Source organism: Leptolyngbya sp. FACHB-711 (assembly GCF_014695615.1).
Lineage (GTDB): Bacteria > Cyanobacteriota > Cyanobacteriia > Elainellales > Elainellaceae > Leptolyngbya_A.
In genome coordinates this window covers 1-16,602 of record NZ_JACJOR010000185.1, presented here as the reverse complement: position 1 = coordinate 16,602, position 16,602 = coordinate 1, and the positions used below count along the sequence as shown (strand labels likewise).

General features: G+C 51.3%; 19 protein-coding genes. 10 read left to right on the top strand and 9 right to left on the bottom strand.

The features are described 5' to 3' along the window. The first annotated feature begins 129 nt into the window (after positions 1-129). The 3 genes from H6F80_RS06695 (at position 130) to H6F80_RS06685 (ending at position 1,943) form a co-directional block, all read left to right on the top strand. Positions 130-465: a DUF4278 domain-containing protein gene (locus H6F80_RS06695; protein ID WP_190790810.1), complete on the top strand. Its 336-nt coding sequence runs from the start codon at positions 130-132 to the stop codon at positions 463-465. Positions 466-792: 327 nt separating this feature from the next. Further along, positions 793-1,035 carry an ATP-binding protein gene (locus tag H6F80_RS29700; RefSeq protein WP_347277836.1) on the top strand — a complete coding sequence of 81 codons (243 nt, stop codon included), beginning with the start codon at positions 793-795 and terminating at the stop codon, positions 1,033-1,035. A 158-nt stretch (positions 1,036-1,193) separates the two neighbouring features. Beyond that, positions 1,194-1,943 carry a GNAT family N-acetyltransferase gene (locus H6F80_RS06685; protein WP_190790809.1) on the top strand — a complete coding sequence of 250 codons (750 nt, stop codon included), beginning with the start codon at positions 1,194-1,196 and terminating at the stop codon, positions 1,941-1,943. Between the two features lie 108 nt (positions 1,944-2,051). Here the strand turns inward: H6F80_RS06685 and H6F80_RS06680 are convergent, their stop codons facing one another. After that, positions 2,052-3,041, bottom strand: coding sequence for a CHAD domain-containing protein (locus tag H6F80_RS06680; RefSeq protein ID WP_190790808.1), 990 nt, complete (start codon positions 3,039-3,041; stop codon positions 2,052-2,054). 76 nt (positions 3,042-3,117) lie between these two features. Next, positions 3,118-3,240 (bottom strand): hypothetical protein, encoded by a 123-nt coding sequence (locus H6F80_RS30300; RefSeq protein ID WP_277879056.1) that lies wholly within the window; start codon positions 3,238-3,240, stop codon positions 3,118-3,120. 12 nt (positions 3,241-3,252) lie between these two features. On the opposite strand from H6F80_RS30300, the gene H6F80_RS06675 reads away from it, so the two are divergent. Next, on the top strand, positions 3,253-4,359 hold the full coding sequence (locus H6F80_RS06675) for a pentapeptide repeat-containing protein (protein WP_347277835.1): 1,107 nt from the start codon (positions 3,253-3,255) through the stop codon (positions 4,357-4,359). Positions 4,360-4,669: 310 nt separating this feature from the next. Beyond that, a complete protein-coding gene (locus H6F80_RS06670; RefSeq protein ID WP_190790807.1) occupies positions 4,670-6,169 on the top strand; it encodes a polysaccharide deacetylase family protein in 1,500 nt (499 codons plus the stop codon). A 13-nt stretch (positions 6,170-6,182) separates the two neighbouring features. Here H6F80_RS06670 and H6F80_RS06665 read toward each other — a convergent pair whose 3' ends face one another. Both H6F80_RS06665 and H6F80_RS06660 read right to left on the bottom strand, forming a co-directional pair. After that, entirely contained in the window at positions 6,183-7,514 is a 1,332-nt protein-coding gene (locus H6F80_RS06665; protein ID WP_190790806.1) for a glycosyltransferase, read from the bottom strand. A gap of 63 nt (positions 7,515-7,577) precedes the next feature. After that, the gene (locus H6F80_RS06660) at positions 7,578-8,294 is read right to left on the bottom strand and encodes an LmeA family phospholipid-binding protein (protein WP_190790805.1); all 717 of its coding nucleotides are present in this window, start codon (positions 8,292-8,294) and stop codon (positions 7,578-7,580) included. A 373-nt stretch (positions 8,295-8,667) separates the two neighbouring features. Here H6F80_RS06660 and H6F80_RS06655 point away from each other — a divergent pair, with 373 nt between their 5' ends. Then, positions 8,668-8,862, top strand: a complete 195-nt coding sequence (locus H6F80_RS06655; protein WP_190790804.1) for a heavy-metal-associated domain-containing protein — start codon at positions 8,668-8,670, stop codon at positions 8,860-8,862. A 137-nt stretch (positions 8,863-8,999) separates the two neighbouring features. On the opposite strand, the gene H6F80_RS06650 is transcribed toward H6F80_RS06655, so the two are convergent. Next, a complete protein-coding gene (locus H6F80_RS06650) occupies positions 9,000-9,212 on the bottom strand; it encodes a hypothetical protein (RefSeq protein WP_190790803.1) in 213 nt (70 codons plus the stop codon). Between H6F80_RS06650 and H6F80_RS06645 the strand changes: the two genes are divergently transcribed. Beyond that, entirely contained in the window at positions 9,211-9,831 is a 621-nt protein-coding gene (locus H6F80_RS06645; RefSeq protein ID WP_190790802.1) for a DUF305 domain-containing protein, read from the top strand. The genes H6F80_RS06650 and H6F80_RS06645 overlap by 2 nt on opposite strands. 174 nt (positions 9,832-10,005) lie before the next feature. Here H6F80_RS06645 and accD read toward each other — a convergent pair whose 3' ends face one another. From accD to H6F80_RS06625, 4 genes are all read right to left on the bottom strand, one after another. Further along, positions 10,006-10,941, bottom strand: coding sequence for an acetyl-CoA carboxylase, carboxyltransferase subunit beta (gene accD / locus H6F80_RS06640; RefSeq protein WP_190790801.1), 936 nt, complete (start codon positions 10,939-10,941; stop codon positions 10,006-10,008). A gap of 8 nt (positions 10,942-10,949) precedes the next feature. After that, the gene (locus tag H6F80_RS06635; protein ID WP_190790800.1) at positions 10,950-11,171 is read right to left on the bottom strand and encodes a putative signal transducing protein; all 222 of its coding nucleotides are present in this window, start codon (positions 11,169-11,171) and stop codon (positions 10,950-10,952) included. A 171-nt stretch (positions 11,172-11,342) separates the two neighbouring features. Further along, on the bottom strand, positions 11,343-11,846 hold the full coding sequence (locus H6F80_RS06630; protein WP_242067200.1) for a nuclear transport factor 2 family protein: 504 nt from the start codon (positions 11,844-11,846) through the stop codon (positions 11,343-11,345). A 346-nt stretch (positions 11,847-12,192) separates the two neighbouring features. Next, positions 12,193-12,711, bottom strand: coding sequence for an orange carotenoid protein N-terminal domain-containing protein (locus H6F80_RS06625; RefSeq protein WP_190790799.1), 519 nt, complete (start codon positions 12,709-12,711; stop codon positions 12,193-12,195). An 888-nt stretch (positions 12,712-13,599) separates the two neighbouring features. Here H6F80_RS06625 and miaB point away from each other — a divergent pair. From miaB to H6F80_RS06605, 3 genes are all read left to right on the top strand, one after another. Then, on the top strand, positions 13,600-14,982 hold the full coding sequence (gene miaB / locus H6F80_RS06615; RefSeq protein ID WP_190790797.1) for a tRNA (N6-isopentenyl adenosine(37)-C2)-methylthiotransferase MiaB: 1,383 nt from the start codon (positions 13,600-13,602) through the stop codon (positions 14,980-14,982). Between the two features lie 74 nt (positions 14,983-15,056). Further along, positions 15,057-15,476, top strand: coding sequence for a BlaI/MecI/CopY family transcriptional regulator (locus tag H6F80_RS06610; RefSeq protein ID WP_190790796.1), 420 nt, complete (start codon positions 15,057-15,059; stop codon positions 15,474-15,476). Next, entirely contained in the window at positions 15,476-16,315 is an 840-nt protein-coding gene (locus tag H6F80_RS06605; protein ID WP_190790795.1) for a M56 family metallopeptidase, read from the top strand. The genes H6F80_RS06610 and H6F80_RS06605 overlap by 1 nt, the downstream gene beginning before the upstream one ends. The last annotated feature ends 287 nt before the right edge of the window (positions 16,316-16,602 follow it).

Here is a 16,602-nt window from a genome sequence, read left to right as displayed (position 1 = left end):
CCGGGGGCGATCGAAAAGGACGGAAGTAGGGAAAAAACTAGAAGCTAAAAAGACAAAAGCCCAAAAATTTTCCTGAAGGAACGCGCCTCATTTCATTCCCATCATCTACGCAGAAAAGAGGCGAAGACTATGAAACTGACCTATCGCGGCGTGAGCTACGAATACAACGCTCCTCAAGTTGAATATGGCGATGCCACCCAAGTTGGCAAATATCGCGGGCTAGACATTCGGTTCCGTAAATCCAACAAGGCTTTGGTGCTTCAGCCAACGCTAGATCTGCTTTATCGCGGCGTGGCTTATACGGCAAATCCAACTCCTGCCACTGAAACTCAAACCGAGCAGACTCCTGCACAGTCGGTTCAAGAGCGGGCACGGGTGCTGATGATGAATCACCATCGCTCTGAAAAGCAGCGGCAGCAGTCCATGCTGACTCGTTCTGATCAGCGAATGGGGTTAAGCCACTAGAGTTCCTCATTCAAGTTCGATCTTCTTTCAAGTTTGATCTAAGTTAGCTGGTTGACGACACCTCCTTAATGGGGGTGTTTTTGTTTAACCGATCGAACTACAGCCCTGCAACAGGCACAGGTGCAGCTCGTGCAGCAGGAAAAACGCTCTAGCCTGGGGGAAATAGTGGCAGGAATTGTCCATGAAATTAATAACCCCATTAATTTTATTGTCAGCAACATTCGGCATCGTTAGCAACATCCCGCCTTTGCGCGTACGCTGCTGATTTTGCAACATCGACTCAAGGGCACAGGAGACTGACCCTCGACCACGGATCATCAAGCTGTAATTCAAATTGCCGATAACGCGAATGGCATCTCTGATTCCATCCAAAAGCAACTGTTTGAGCCTCTGTTTACGACTAAGCCTGCTGGCAAAGGTACAGGCTTGGGACTGGCGATCGCCCATCAGATTATTCTGGAGAAACATAAGGGCAAACTGAGCATTGCCTCTGAAGTCAGGCGGGGCACAACCTTTACGATCGAACTGCAATTAAGGCTGCGGTATAAGAAGCGATGGGCTTATAGATAAATTCATCAGATTTCTCCTAGCACATCAAAAATTGGCAGCATTGCACAGTCAGGACAAGTTTTTCAGAGACTAGAATAGGGAAATTCCCCTCCATTCTCATTTTTCCGGTTCAGTCTCTTCGCCGAGTCCTGAATATTGCCCCTGTTTTCCGTTGCGAGATGTCTACCTTGCCCACTGACGCTTTCCCAGATTTTTCTGATTCCCAACTGCCAGATTCGCAAGAAGAGGAACTGGTCCATGCTGCTGCCAATCCGGCGATCGATCGGGCAATCGATTCGTCTGGCAGTTCGCCTTTCTACGTGCGGGCAGCAAGACAGCAGGATTTAACCAACCTGGCAGAAGTTTTGACCAGCAGCTTTCATAGTTCCACAGGGACGATGGGTTGGCTGTATCCCTTGCTGCGACAGGGGATCTACGAAGATATGCGAATGCGGATGCGATTATCTCAGGGGGGAACTGCGAAGCGATCGACTCAGGCTCATTACGCCTGTCTAGTGGCAGTGCGGCGGATGTCTTCGCAAGAGGCGGTGTTTGAGTCGCGGGCTTCGGAGTCGCCTCAGCTTGCTGTAGCGGGCAGCGATCGACTGGTCGGCACGGTCGAAATTTCGCTCAAGACCGGATCGCCCTTTTTGCGCCAATCGCCCTATCTCTATCTGTCAAATCTGGCGGTGCTAGCAGAATATCGGCAGCAGGGAGTAGCTCAGCAGCTTTTGCGGGTCTGCGAGCGGGTTGCGCTCGACTGGGGCTATCAGGATTTGTATCTGCACGTTCTTGAGGACAACGCCCGCGCCCGACGGCTCTATAGCAAAGCAGGCTATGAAGTAGAACGAATTGACACCACCCTAACTTCGGTTCTGCTGGGACGATCGCGACAGATGTTTCTACACAAATCGATTCCGCGAACTTGAGAAGAGATTTGCGGAGCCGCCAAGCTCCTACATTGCTGCCTGGTCAGGCAGATTGGATGCCCGCTCCCATTCAATGGGAATCGACTGTTTTCGCTGCAATGTCTTCTCTCAATTCGAGGAAATTTCCCCCACAAGTTCTGGATGAACTCGATCGCGGTGCAGCGTGGGGTGCAACAGCATTTGGTGTAGGTGATAGCGGAAGTTTTGATCCAGATATTTCTGGCGGGTTGCATCCCAGGTGGAGAGGGCTTCGGCTTGCGTTTGCTGAATTTTTTCCTGGAGCTGGGGTAATTCAGCCTGATTGCCGATCGCCTCATTTAGTAACGATTGCAGCACTTGTGTATCCTGGAAGCTGCCGAGCCGATCTTGAATTTGTTTAATTTCTTCGATCCAGTTATGGAATGGTTCGCCATAAAACGGCTTGAAGAATTCGGTTTGATAGCGGGCATGTTTGCAGACTTTTCGCAGGTCGTGCAGCGTTTCGCTTTCAACGGCAATGTTGTCTTGTGCAATTGTCCAACCAGAATGAAGCAGCACTTCAGCAACTAAAGGACTCAGTACATCCGGCAGCACGGTGAGCAGCGGCAGGTGAGCGATCGGGTGAAATTTGGGCTGCTCAATCCAGTTTGTAAACGCAGTTTGTAGAGCTTTGTAGGGGCGATCGTTCAGCGCAGTTTTCATCGCCTGAAACGCGGTAACTCGCTGCTTTTTTAATGCCTTGATTGCAAATTGGATTTGTTTTTGTTCAGTCTGTTCAAATTGGGGCTGATACTCATTTTGCAGGCTGGCAATTTGCACGTCGAGATCGCGCACTGCGCCTAAAATTCGAGCCAGATTACGAACTTGTTTGCGGTCAGCTCTTTTGGGCAGTAGGATGGCGCGATCGAAAATTTGCATTGCGGTTCTGAGGCGGCGTGTGCTGACCCGCATTTGATGCAGGTGTTCAGGATCGGTATCTTCCAGAACGCGTTTTGCAGGCTTGCTCATTCGGTGGAACTGTTCGGTAATCACTTGCTGAGCCAGTTCACCTAATGTTAAATTTTCCGTTAATTCATGAATACTGTTAAAGGAAAGTTTTTCTTTTTCTTCTTTTTTCATACCTTTTTTCATACTTTGATACCTTCCCTACCTGGACTTCTAGAAAAGAATTATTTTAACGCGAACCTGTCTATTGCTAATCCTTCATCGGAACTGCTTCGCTGGATTGATTTTGCAAAACGATTTTCCGATCGCCACGAAATTCCTGCACAATAAACCCATCAAGATCATTAATCCAAAACACAAGGACAGTTGGCATGAGGAGTTGCGTGTGGGTTTACTGATTTCGATCGCCCTAATTTTGATGGTGATTAGCTTCAGCTTTGGGCTGATTTGGCTGGGAGAAATTGCCGCCGGAGTTGCCTTGTTTCTATCGCTCTGGGTGCTGGCAGTGACGCTGCTGCCCCATCTGGAAAAGGTGACTCGATCGCACAGACGGCTGATTACTGCTATTGCAGGAGTCGTTGTTGCAACGCTGGTGCTACTCTGGACCAGTCCGTGGGCTGAATCGGTGCGAAATCAGATTGCTCAGCTTGGCTGGGAGCGCATTGATGTGTTCAGCAATCTTTTAAGTGCGATCGGTCAAATTTTGATTGCGATTGTTGCGCTGTATGTCACCTGGGAGCAGTACACTACCTCGAAGCGGCTGACGATCGAGCAAAATCGCCTTGCCAGCCAGCAAAATATCATTACGCAGCAGCAGACGATCGACGCCTATTTTCAGGGAATCGCCGAACTCACCCTCAACGACGACGGCTTACTGGAAGATTTCCCAATGGAGCGGGCGATCGCAGAAGGGCGCACTGCCGCGATTTTGGGCAGCCTTGATGCAGGCGGTAAAGCAAAAGTTCTTCGCTTTCTCTCTGGGGCTGGACTGCTTACTCCTTTAAGACGCGATGAGCGATTGGGACGCGCCATTCTCGATGGCTCCGGTGGCTATGCCGAAGATCGGTTGACGGGCGTTCGCGTGATTAACCTGGGGGTAATGCTGGCGGGGGCAAATCTGGCAGGGGGAGATCTGCGGGGGGCTGACCTCAGCGACATCAATATGATTCGAGCGAATCTGAGCCAGTGTGAGCTGGTTCGTGCCAACTTTGCCCGGACGGTTCTCTGTGAAGCCAACTTTGCCGGGTCTGACTTGTCTCATGTCCGGTTCTACTATGGTTCGGTCAAAACTGCCACGCCGCGCACGCCGAAAGACTTTCCAGACTACGAAACAGGTGAATACACCGGAGCCGTGATCGAAGATGCTGACTTTACAGGCGTACAGCGGCTCTCGGATGAACAGCGATTTTACTGCTGTGCCTGGGGTGGCTCCAAAACACGCCAAACGATTCCCGGCGGCTGTGAGGGAATTCCGAATTTGCTGAAACGTTAGCGAGGCTTGAGAGGCTGGTTGAGGAGTTTCAGAGGTTCTACATTGCTCCTAAATTCCCCAATGCTAGGGGGCTTTGAAATCCAGATTAGGACTTAGAGCAGGGAAGATTCAGCCAGAATCAGGAATTGTCTGTATCGTTAAGTAGAACGCTGAAACCGATCGCCGCAGAAATACCCATCAGTTTCTAAAATTTCAATTTCTTAAATCTACTCGTTTGGCGATTCGATTCATCTCTCTCTCCACACGCTTCCCACCCTGATTCACGCTCTCTCCACTCTGATTCACCTCTTTTTGCACACTAAGAATTTCTATGTTATCCCTCTCTTCATCACCTGAACTGCGATCGAACTTTCCTCAAATTAGTGGATGGGAAAACGAACTGCGATCGATTACCCACCATCAAGAACCATTATTTTTGCCCATTACTAATTTATCGTTGGAAAATATCACTGCTGGATTTGCTTGTGCCCTACATATGCACCAGCCTACTATTCCCGCAGGTATCAACGGAGGATTAATTAGCAATCTCCAACATATGTATGAACATCCTCACGAAGGAGATAACCACAACGCTGATCCGTTTGCCTGGTGCTATGGGCGCATGGGGGATTTCATTCCGCAGTTGGTGAGTGAGGGCTGCAATCCGCGCATTATGCTTGACTATTCGGGAAACTTGCTCTGGGGACTGCACCAGATGGGGCGATCGGACGTTTTAGACAAGCTGAAGCGAATTGCCTGTGATCCTGCCTATTACCTCCATGTGGAATGGCTGGGAACGCTGTGGAGTCATGCCGTTGTACCTTCTACGCCGATCGCCGATTTAAAGTTACATCTTCAAGCATGGCAGCATCAGTTTGCAGCAATCTTTGGTATCGATGCGCTAAAGCGAGTCAAAGGTTTTTCGCCGCCCGAAATGCACCTGCCCAATCATCCCGATACGCTGTATGCCTATATTCAAGCGTTGCTCGATTGCGGCTATCGCTGGCTGATGGTGCAGGAACATTCGATCGAAAATCTGGACGGTTCGCCGCTGTCTCAGGATCAGAAATATTTGCCGAATCGCCTGGTTGCGCGAAACTCCCACGGTGAAATCATTAGCATTACAGCTCTGGTCAAAACGCAGGGGTCGGATACCAAACTAGTCGCCCAGATGCAGCCCTATTTTGAGGCAAAAGGACGCGGTAAACAGGTTATCCAAAATAGCCAAACCCTACAAGATAAAGCCATTCCCTCACTCGTCACCCAAATTGCAGACGGCGAAAATGGCGGCGTGATGATGAATGAGTATCCGCGTGATTTGTTTCGCGTTTATCACGAGATTCGTGACGGAGGCGGCGGCACAACAGGAACAGTTCCGATGAACGGCACAGAGTATTTAGAACTGATTGAAGCGGCAGGCATTCATCCCGCAGATTTCCCGACCTGTCAGGCAGTGCAGCAGCACAAAATCTGGCAGTCTATTGACCTGGAGCACACCACGCCTGAAGCAGTCCAACAAGCGATCGCCCACTTCCAGCAAACCGACCCCCACTTTCACATGGACGGAGCCTCCTGGACGAATCATCTGAGTTGGGTTCAGGGCTATGAAAACGTGCTGGAGCCAATGGCACAGCTCAGCGTCGCCTTTCATCAGAAATACGATCGGCAAGTCGAACAAGATCCTGCGGTCACGCGCCAGCCTGACTATCAGGAAGCGTTGCTCTACAACCTGCTGCTGCAAACAAGCTGCTTTCGCTACTGGGGGCAGGGAATTTGGACAGACTATGCGCGGATGCTGTTTGATCGGGGAATGGCGTTGCTGTCCAATTAAACGGCTGAAATGGTTAAACGGCTGAGACGGCGATCGCCTTTCGATTCCGTCCTATGACCTGCTCAATAATATCCGCTGCCCGGCGCACCCCTCCAGCCTGTTCGATCGCCTGCTGAATTCGTCGGGCATTTTGGCGATAGACCGGTTCGGTTAAAACCTGCTGAATCGTGGCTTTGAGCATTGGCACATCAAGTTGATGCGGCGCACTTCCTCGTAAGGAGTAATCGACCGGCATAACTTCGCCTACGCCCGTCCAGCGAATGCGTGCCCCAGTTCCGGGCTGCTCAAACGTGATCGGAATTGCGACGATCGGCACTCCGTGGCTGAGCGAATCCAGTACCGTATTTAATCCGCCGTGGGTAATGGTTAGACTTGCCTGGGCAATCACATCAAACTGGGGGGCATATTCGACGACAATTACCTTATCGGGGGAAGTGCTTCGCATCGGCTCTCCAAAAAGCTCTGCGATCGCGGTTTCGCTCATGCCGCCTCCGTGAGCAATCACAAGCTGCACATCGAGTTCGGCACAGGCAGCCGCAATCTGACGAAAAATTTCCTGCTTGGTGTTTTGAATGCTGCCCAGCGACGCAAAAATCAGCGGTTGTCCTGTCAAACGATGAAACGGAAACGGCACAGCGCGGGGAGACGGATTGCGAAACGGTCCCAGATAGTGAACATGTGGCGGCAAATCAGGACAGGGAAAATCAAAGGCGACAGGCTGCTGACACAGATGCGCCAATCGAGCGCGAGACGCATAAAGCTGGCGATAAGGCGGCAACTGCCACTGCTCTCGATAGCGATTAATCGTCTGCAAAATCGGCTGAGACTGGCGATCGAAAATCCAGTAAGCCAACTGGTTGCGGAGTTTTGCCCAGGCTGCCAGATTGTAGCTCCAGCCCATGAAAAAAGGCGGCATCTCGGCACGACGATGAATGAGCTGACCGCAGCTCACGCACACAAACGGTAGTCCCATCGCTTCGGCGATCGTCTCCCCCACAATCTCAAGCTGATCCACAATCAAAAATTCGATTCCGGCAGCAGCGATCGCAGCAGGAGCATCTTCACACAAAATCGTGGCGATTTCAGCGCAAAACGTAACCGACTGTTCCAGTGCCGGGATACCGCTTAGCGTTGCAAGCTGCTGTATTGTCTTTGCCAGCATTCCGGGCTGATAGCGAGAGCCGATTGGCGCAAACTGCAAGCCCTCCGATCGCACCTTGAGTTCCAGATCGGGGATTTGCAGCATAGTGACCTGATGCCCACGAGCCTGTAGCTCTCGTCCTAGCGCAGCATGGGGATTAAGATGACCGGACAACGGAGGGCAAATAATACCAAAGTGAGTCATAGCCAGGTGAATCAATTGGAGATTAAAGGGGATTAAATCAAAAACAATAAAAGACGCTCGCGCTTAATCAGGAGGAAACTCTTGAATAAATGCATCTGCATTAAGCCGCAGCTTACCGTCAGCAATTTGTATTTCTTGGACGGTGAGAAATAGCCCTTTTTGTTCAAAGTCCTTTAGATTCAAAAGCCGATCGAGGCTGGCAATCACGTCAGAAGCCCAGCTTGGATTTGACTGCTGAGAAGACGGATGAGAAGAAAGTGAATGCTGCCAGACAATTCCCTGTTTGGATTTCTGTTCTGAAGGGGGCAATGCCATTAACACGATCGATTCTGTTTCATCAGACAAGGGATTCGGCTTGAGTTGAATCGTGATTGTATTATTAACCAGTGAGCAGCGAACAGGTGAAGTGATTTGATTCAATTGAGGAGAATTTTGCGCGATTGCTTGGTTAAGCGCAGTGGTCAGATCGTTCTCGTTAATTACAACGCTCAGCTTTCCCTGCGAAGGATGCAGCAGTTTGATCTGTCCCTTCAGCGCACTTAGGGGTTTCACCGTCACCGCACCGATATCAAGCTGAAATGCCTCGGTCTTCAAGTTTCTAGACAGCACTAATCTCTCGATCAAGATGACGATCGCATCAATTTGCCCCTTTGCCAATTGCTTCAGTGTTGCTGCAATATTAACGCTGAGGTCAACGTCCTGCTTTAACTGACTGGCGATCGCGATTTCAGCAATGCGATTAATGGCCTGCTGCGAAAAACGACTGGATTCCCGCTTCATGCTGTTTGCCTCACACCCTCTGAATCCCCATTTCCTAGAGAAATGAAGACGCCGCTTGAACCTTTGTCGATCGTAAATTAAGCAATTTCTCACCATTTCTCGTCTGCCGGAAGAACAGGTTTGAACCGCCGAAAAAGTAAACTTTAATGAAGCTCTGCTATGCAGCGAGTGCTGAAAGTTGTGCTTCTTTGGCTTCTGCCAACAACAAACGACCCATTTGCTCCCCCGACCCATTTTCTTTTGCAGCTCCCCCTTGACTCTCCACCCGACTGGAGCCTTCAGGATAGAAGTGGGAGTTCAAGTCATGCCGATCGAGCTTTCCTGAAGCAGTGATTTGACCTGAATCGAAGACTTTTTTAGTGGAGACAAAATCATGACCCTACAATTTACGGTTCCCGATATGGCTTGCTCTGCCTGCGCAACGACAATCACAAATGCGGTAACAGCGATCGATCCGGGTGCAAAAGTGGCGGCTGATCCAGCAACCAAGCAGGTGAATATCGAAACTGCAGCCCCAGAAACGACTGTGAAAGCAGCGATCGTCGCCGCAGGCTACACCGTTAACTAATCCGTTTCTCATTCCTTACTAACTTCTAAAACGTTCAAGCGACATTCCACAACGATGGATATGCTGATTGTCCTGGGGACAAGCGCGGCGTACTTTTCTTTGTTATTTGTCACGCTGTTTCTGTTTCTTTTTACCGTTCAGAAACTCGTTTTCCAGGGGTATGATAAAACGTCTGCGATCGCCATCGCTTGTGTTCTCCTCGGTTGTCTCTTGGCAAGTTGCGCTAAAAGACAAACCTCCCAGGCAATTCGCAAGCTGATTGGCAGGGCGATGAAGTGATCGGTGGGCAAATTCAGCCGCAAAAGTGCATCCTGACCCGACTTGTAGATTTCTGTGGAGTAAAGAATCATGCGATCGAAACTCATTTTAATGACCGCAACTGCCCTCACCACCCTGATGGGCTGTGCAATGCCCGAACAAAATCAGGCTCAGCAGATGGATCATTCCAACCACTCCCCGCAAATGCAGGCTCAGGGCGGGAATGCTCACAATCAAATGATGCACGAAATGCAGGTGAGCAGCGAGCAAGACTACCTGACCCAAATGATCCCGCACCATCAGGAAGCGATCGACTCTGCCAAAATCATGCTGGAGCGCAGCGATCGTCCTGAAATGAAGCAGTTTGCTCAAGAAGTGATCCGGGTGCAGTCCACAGAAGTTCAGCAAATGCAAAAGTGGCTGAGCGAATGGTATCCCGGACAGCCAACCCAGGCAAACTATCAGCCGATGATGGGCGATCTAACCCAGCTTCAAGGAGACGCGCTCGATCGAGCATTCCTTGAAGGCATGGTCATGCATCACAAGGGAGCCGTAACGATGTCGCAACAGCTCCTTAGCCAAAATCTAGTGAAGCACGAACCCGTCCGCCCCTTCGCCGAACAGATTGCCTCCAGCCAGCAGCAGGAAATTCAGCAGATGCAGGCTTGGCTGAAAGAATGGTTTGGCGCAAGTAGCATGACGCACCACTAATCCAATTAACTTTGGATGCGATCGTCCTACTGCGGCAGAAAATTTGAATCTAAAACCTGTTCGATCGGGTGGGCACTCGGCAGGAAACACGGGGCGAGGCAGATTGGTTTCTAGTGACGCGTTACGCTGCGCTAACACATCCTACGTCACCGTAAATTAAATTAGCAATCGCCCCTACTGTACTCTGCTATTCACTGGCATCGTCTCCGGCACATGGACAAAATGATTCGGATGGGTTGCGGTTGGCGAGGGGTAGGGCTGATGCAGGCGGATAAGCTGTGCCAGGGTTTTCTTGAGCTGAGTGCGGGGGACGATCGCATCCACAAAGCCGTGAGTCAGCAGATATTCCGAAGTCTGGAAATCGTCGGGCAGCTTTTCGCGCAGGGTTTGTTCTACGACGCGCCGCCCCGCAAAGCCGATCGTTGCACTGGGTTCTGCCAGGATCACATCGCCCAGCATGGCAAAGCTTGCCGTCACGCCGCCCGTCGTGGGGTGGGTGAGAACCGGAACGTACAGCAGCGCAGATTCCCGGTGTCGCTCCAGGGCAGCAGAGATTTTTGCCATTTGCATCAGGCTCAGCATTCCTTCTTGCATTCTGGCTCCGCCCGACGCGCAAATAATCATGACTGGCAGCCGTTCGCGGGTCGATCGCTCGATCATGCGGGTCAGCTTTTCGCCCACCACCGATCCCATACTGCCGCCCATAAAGCGGAAATCCATCACGCCCAAGCCGATCGGCAGACCGTCGAGCTGTCCCAGTCCGGTTTGAACGGCATCGGTAAGCTTAATCCGCTCCTGGGTTTCTCGCAGTCGATCACCATAGGATTTTCGATCGCGGAACGACAGCGGATCGGTTGGCAAGATTTGGGTATCCAGCGGTTTCCAGGTTCCTGGATCAATAAGTTGGTAAATGCGTTCTTCGCTAAAAATTCTTAGGTGATGACCGCACTCGGCGCAGACCATTTGATTTGCCCGCAGGTCCTTGGTATAGGTCAGAACGCTGCAGTCAGGGCATTTACTCCACAAGCCGTCTGCGATTTCGCGCTCCTGTCGCTCCGTGTTCGTCGAACCCGATTTTCGTCGATTGGCAAACCAGTCAAATAGAGACATTTAGCTTCTCAAACGCTTTCTTCAAGGTTTTCTTCGATGGGGCTGAGCAGGAAGAGAGCAGTCCACTGATCCTGAACGCGGACTTGCAGCGTAAAAGGCACACCACAACCCCAGTGCGGCATTGCCCGGTCAAACACAAGGCGAGTCGGAATGCCCTGAGCTTCTAGCATTTGCTGCATTAGCTCCGCCTCCCACTGCGTACTGGCTGTTCTTAGCGTGATCCAGTTCACAGGATAATCCTATCAAAGCAAAAACACCAGAGATTCTATCGTCGCACGATTTGACTCCGATGAGACACGAGGACGATCGAGCAGGATTGAAGCGACAGTACCAGAAATAGCAACTAGTAATAAAGTGTATTACGCCAGTTCAGCCTCTTTTGTTCCTGCTGTTTTGGTCCTCTACTGCTTTAGCTTTAGCAGATCTTCCAGGGCAGCCAGTAGTTTGATGCGAACGCTAAGGATTTCGAGACGATCATTCAACTCAAACAACCACCTGACATTCACCCCAAACAAAGGCGTTTGCACCTTGCCTGCCACTTGAACTTCGATTTCGCCCGTTTCCGTCAGGTTCTGAACGCACTGCCGCGCCTCGATCGTCATTCCCTGCGCTTCCTGGTTCAGATAAGCAGCAATGGCATCCGGTCCGACTACAGCCGATTCAAACGGAGGATACAGCGCACCTTCTGGGGCAAAAAGTCCTGCGATCGCGGCAAAGTTTCCTGTGTTAAACGTCTCAAAATACTGCTGAATAACGGCTTCTGTCTCACGGTCGATTTGGCTCTCAGGCTGAGCATCGGTTTGATCAGGTTGATCAGGGGTAAGCATCGGCTGTGCAGTATCTGGATAGGTCTGGTCAGCAGTAACTTGATCAGCAGGGCTAACGCGATCCATGCGGTTCTCCATTCCTTTCTGAAAAATTTGAGGTCGGAAAAATTCGAGGGCAAGAGTCTTAGAGGATGTTTGAGCAGTGGGAAAAGTTTTACACCCCCTAAAGCCCGTCAACCTTAGGGGACTTTGAATCCCTAAAGCAGGCTCGGTTCCCCAAGAAGTGGCGTTAGGGAGCAGTCCGGGTAACGGCAATGAATTCTCAAACAGCCCGATCGAAATTTTGTTTTTCTGATCAAACGCGATTGAGCGACTGCAAACATCCTGCCTTCGAGGGAAACCTGTCGATCAAGAAATAAGCGGAGCAGGCATTCACCCACCCCGCTGGATTAAGCAATTGGTTTGCTGAACAATGCGCCGGAGCTTAGTCAGCCAGCGGATCAACGCCCATATTAACCACGGTGTTTCGTAGGACGGTAATTTGCTGACCCATATCGAGCTGCTTGATCATCTCCAGCACTGATCGCCCTGCCTCAGAAAGCTGGTAGCCCGCAGGCATGGGAGCCACTGTGCCCTGCACCATCATTTCGCCTAGCTGATACCAGAAAGCCAGCTTAGTGTTGACGCTGAGAACCCCATAGGAGCGGCTGATCGGGGTGTTTGCGTTGCTTGCCAGATCGCGCATAACTTGAAGCTGGTCGTCGTAAGCCATTTTCTTGATCTGTGCCAGAATGCCCTCTGCAAACTGGAGCCGTGCAGCACCCGGAGCGGCAGGCGTGATCGATCGTCCCATTTCCGTATAGGCATACCAGAGCACAGCAAGCTGGTCGTCAACGGTGAGCTGCTTAAACTGAGCAGTGGTTGCGGTAACGGGATCCGCTAGATTGCTTGATAAGTAAGGGTTGGAAACGATAGAGAGACGAAAATCTGTGCTGTAAGTCATAGTGCTTATCTACAAGAGTGCTTGTTTGCAAGAGTGGCTGCGATCGCTCCTAATGGAGCTGAGCTGTGAATTTGCAGTGAGTTTGCAGTAAATTCGTTCAGCGATCGCCGAATCGTTTTCGTATCTCAAGTTCTAGAAGGGAGTGAACGAGTCCTGAGAACTAGTCTTAAATGGGTTCCTCAAATCGATTCCCCATTTCAACCTCCCGAATTGCTGCTCTGGACAATACTGGTTCCAGACGATACTGGTTCTGAACCACACCGATTCCGAACCATACTGGCTCCAAAGTTGAACTTGAGATTTGGACTCAAGAGAAGAACTCTTGCGTACTCACCTCTACGCATATATTGCACGAATTGTTTACAAAACGCAAACAATATTTACAAACGTCTACAGCTTCATTCTCCAATAGTGAGTGGATTCAATTGGGTTAAGGAAGGATGGTTAAGGAAGGAAAACCACTGGTTTGTAGCTTTTCCAGAACCAATAACAGCAGGAAATCCCTGAAGGCAACAGACTGAGCGTCGCGATCTTGAGGCATAGCGCGATCGTGAGCCATACATAGAACAGCCCTGCAAATCGGGGAGCCGCCTCATGGCAGTCATGCGGGGGCAAGTTTTTTGTGGGCTTCGGATACTACTGCTGGATACTGCTGTTTGTTTCTGGACAGACGTGGGAACACTGCCACTCAAGCACACCATTGGACATCTCCCGGTTTTATTGCCGGGATTTTTTGTGGGAAATTTTTAGAAGGAATTCGGAGGGGAAACGATCGCCAGGGAAAGAGGAACCTACCACAAAACCTATAATAAGAAACGGACAATTCCCCAGTTCATTTCTCTTTTCTGATTCAGCACGCTCTGATTTCACAAACCATTTCACAAACCTATGACTGATTCTCTCCGTCGCTATCACATCACCACGTTCGGCTGTCAGATGAACAAAGCTGATTCCGAGCGGATGGCAGGCATTTTAGAAAACATGGGGTTTGCGTGGTCAGAGTCTCCCGATGAGGCAAACGTTATCCTCTACAACACCTGCACAATTCGGGACAACGCCGAGCAAAAAGTTTATTCCTACCTGGGCAGGCAGGCAAAGCGCAAACACGAACAGCCTGACCTGACGCTGATTGTGGCAGGCTGCGTCGCTCAACAGGAAGGAGAATCGCTGCTGCGTCGCGTTCCTGAACTGGATCTCGTAATGGGACCACAGCACGCCAATCGTCTGCAAGATTTGCTAGAGCAGGTGTTTGCCGGAAATCAGATTGTGGCAACCGAGCCTGTCCATATTTTTGAAGACATTACCAAGCCGCGCCGCGATAGTGCCGTGACTGCCTGGGTGAATGTAATCTACGGCTGTAATGAACGCTGCACCTACTGCGTAGTTCCCAATGTGCGGGGAGTGGAGCAGTCTCGTACTCCAGAGGCAATCCGCGCAGAAATGGAGGAGCTAGGACGGCAGGGCTACAAAGAAGTGACGCTGCTGGGGCAAAACATCGACGCTTACGGACGCGATTTACCGGGAGCGACCGCAGACGGGCGGCATCTGCACACGCTCACCGATCTGCTCTACTTTGTGCATGACGTACCGGGAATCGATCGCCTCCGATTTGCCACCAGCCACCCTCGCTATTTCACTGAACGGCTGATTCGTGCCTGCGCTGAGTTGCCTAAGGTGTGCGAGCATTTCCACATTCCGTTTCAGTCGGGCGATAACGAGGTGCTGAAGGCAATGTCACGCGGCTACACCCATGAAAAATATCGCCGGATTATCGACATGATTCGTCGCTATATGCCCGATGCTGCCATTAGCGCAGATGCGATCGTCGGCTTCCCTGGCGAGACAGAAGCACAGTTTGAGAACACGCTGAAGCTCGTCGAAGATATCGGTTTCGATCAGCTCAATACGGCTGCCTACTCGCCCCGCCCCGGCACTCCCGCCGCCCTGTGGGACAATCAGCTTTCTGAAGACGGGAAAGCCGATCGCCTGCAACGTTTGAATCATCTGGTGGCAACCAAAGCGGCAGAACGATCGCTGCGCTATGGCGGCCGCATCGAAGAAGTCCTGGTGGAAGAACCCAATCCCAAAGATTCAGCGCAGGTCATGGGGCGGACACGCGGCAATCGACTCACTTTCTTTGAGGGCAATATCGAGCAGTTGCGGGGTCAGCTTGTGCAGGTCAAGATCACTGAAGCACGCGCATTTAGCCTCACCGGGGAGATCGTCCCGCAAGGGGAACGCCTGGGGAATGTTCAGCCAGCTTGTGTTTAAGGGTCTGGCTCAGTAGCTGACATTCCGCAGCTATACTTTGGGAGATACGAATTTCATTCTGTGATTCACCTCTCATGTCTGCCTTACCGCCCCGTCGCCCGAAACACCTGTCCCTCGGACCCCTCGAAACCGAGATTCTAGAAATTCTGTGGGAGCTTGGCTCGGCCACGGTGAAGGAAATTCACGATCGCATTCTCACTGATCCCGATCGTGAGCTTGCCTATGCCTCTGTCACAACGGTTTTGCGGCGGCTGAGCGAAAAGGGCTGGCTGGTCTGCGATCGGCAGGATCGAGCCTTCCAGTGGCGACCGCTTGTGTCTCGGAGCGAGGCGCAGATGTTTCAGGCACACGATCAGCTTCAGCGATTTTTAGCAGTAGGCAATCCTGATGTGGTCGCTGCCTTTGCCGATCAGCTCGATTGTGCCAGCATCGAAAAGCTAGATGCCATTGCCCAACGGTTAAAAGCAGCCCGCCAAGCCAAGGAGGGAAACTGATGCACTTTTTGCTGACAGGACTGGCGATCGGGATCGGTTTGCTGCTGCGCTGTGGTTCTGTTCCGGGCGAAGGCAATTGGGCAACGCGCTGGCAATTTGCCCTGACTCGGTTGATTCTGCCACCGCTGCTGCTCTTGACGATGAGTGGGGCAGTGGTATGGATGGGCATGGATGGGGCAATGCTGGGCTTTTCCACGGGCTGGATTGGCTATCTGTTTTCGATTGCCGTTGTCGGATTTGCGCTGCTCACGCTGTTCTACCGGACGTGGCAAGGCTGGCGATCGGCGCAGCAGGTTCAATGCTACCCCTGTGAAGCCGTGGCTCAAACGAGCGGTCATCTGCTTGAAACCGAGATTCCGTTTGCAGCGCAGGTAGGCTTCTGGCGATCGAAACTCGTGGTCAGTCGCGGCTTATTGAATCAGCTCAACTCCGAACAGCTCGAAGCCGTCCTCACCCATGAGCGGGCACACGCCCACTATCGCGATACTTTCTGGTTTTTTTGGCTGGGCTGGTTAGAACAAATCACCTTCTGGCTGCCCCAAACCGAAGCCCTCTGGCAAGAACTGCTGCTGTTGCGAGAACTGCGGGCAGACGCTTGGGCAGCTCAGCGCGTTGATCCGATCGTCGTTGCAGAATCTCTGCTGCAAATTGTCCAGAACATCCAAACTCCGTTTCCCACCCTACAGGCAGGCTTCAACACTGATCTAACGCTCGATCGTTTGGAAGAACGAATCGAGGCATTGCTCTCTCCTGATCAGCAGATAGGGCGTCAGGGGCGATCGTGGCTCTGGCTGGGACTGGGACTGCTACCGCTGCTAACGCTGCCGCTTCACGTCTAAGTTCATTAGGGTTAATGGGCTGCTAACGGCTCCTGGACTCGATCGCGTTAAAGGCAAAGCGATCGGAGAAACGCTGATCACTCCCCGCGTTTACACTACAAACTTTGGCGTTGCTGCAAACCTTGGTTTATCTCTTCAGGCGGCTGAGTTTGAAGCAATGTGGGCAGAGACGTGAGCAGACTACAATCTTAATCATTGCGGATGCGATGCTACTTTTGAAAAATTCCGGGAACAAATTGACGGCAAAACTCGACAAAGATCTGTTCACTATCTAAAGCGATCGAGTG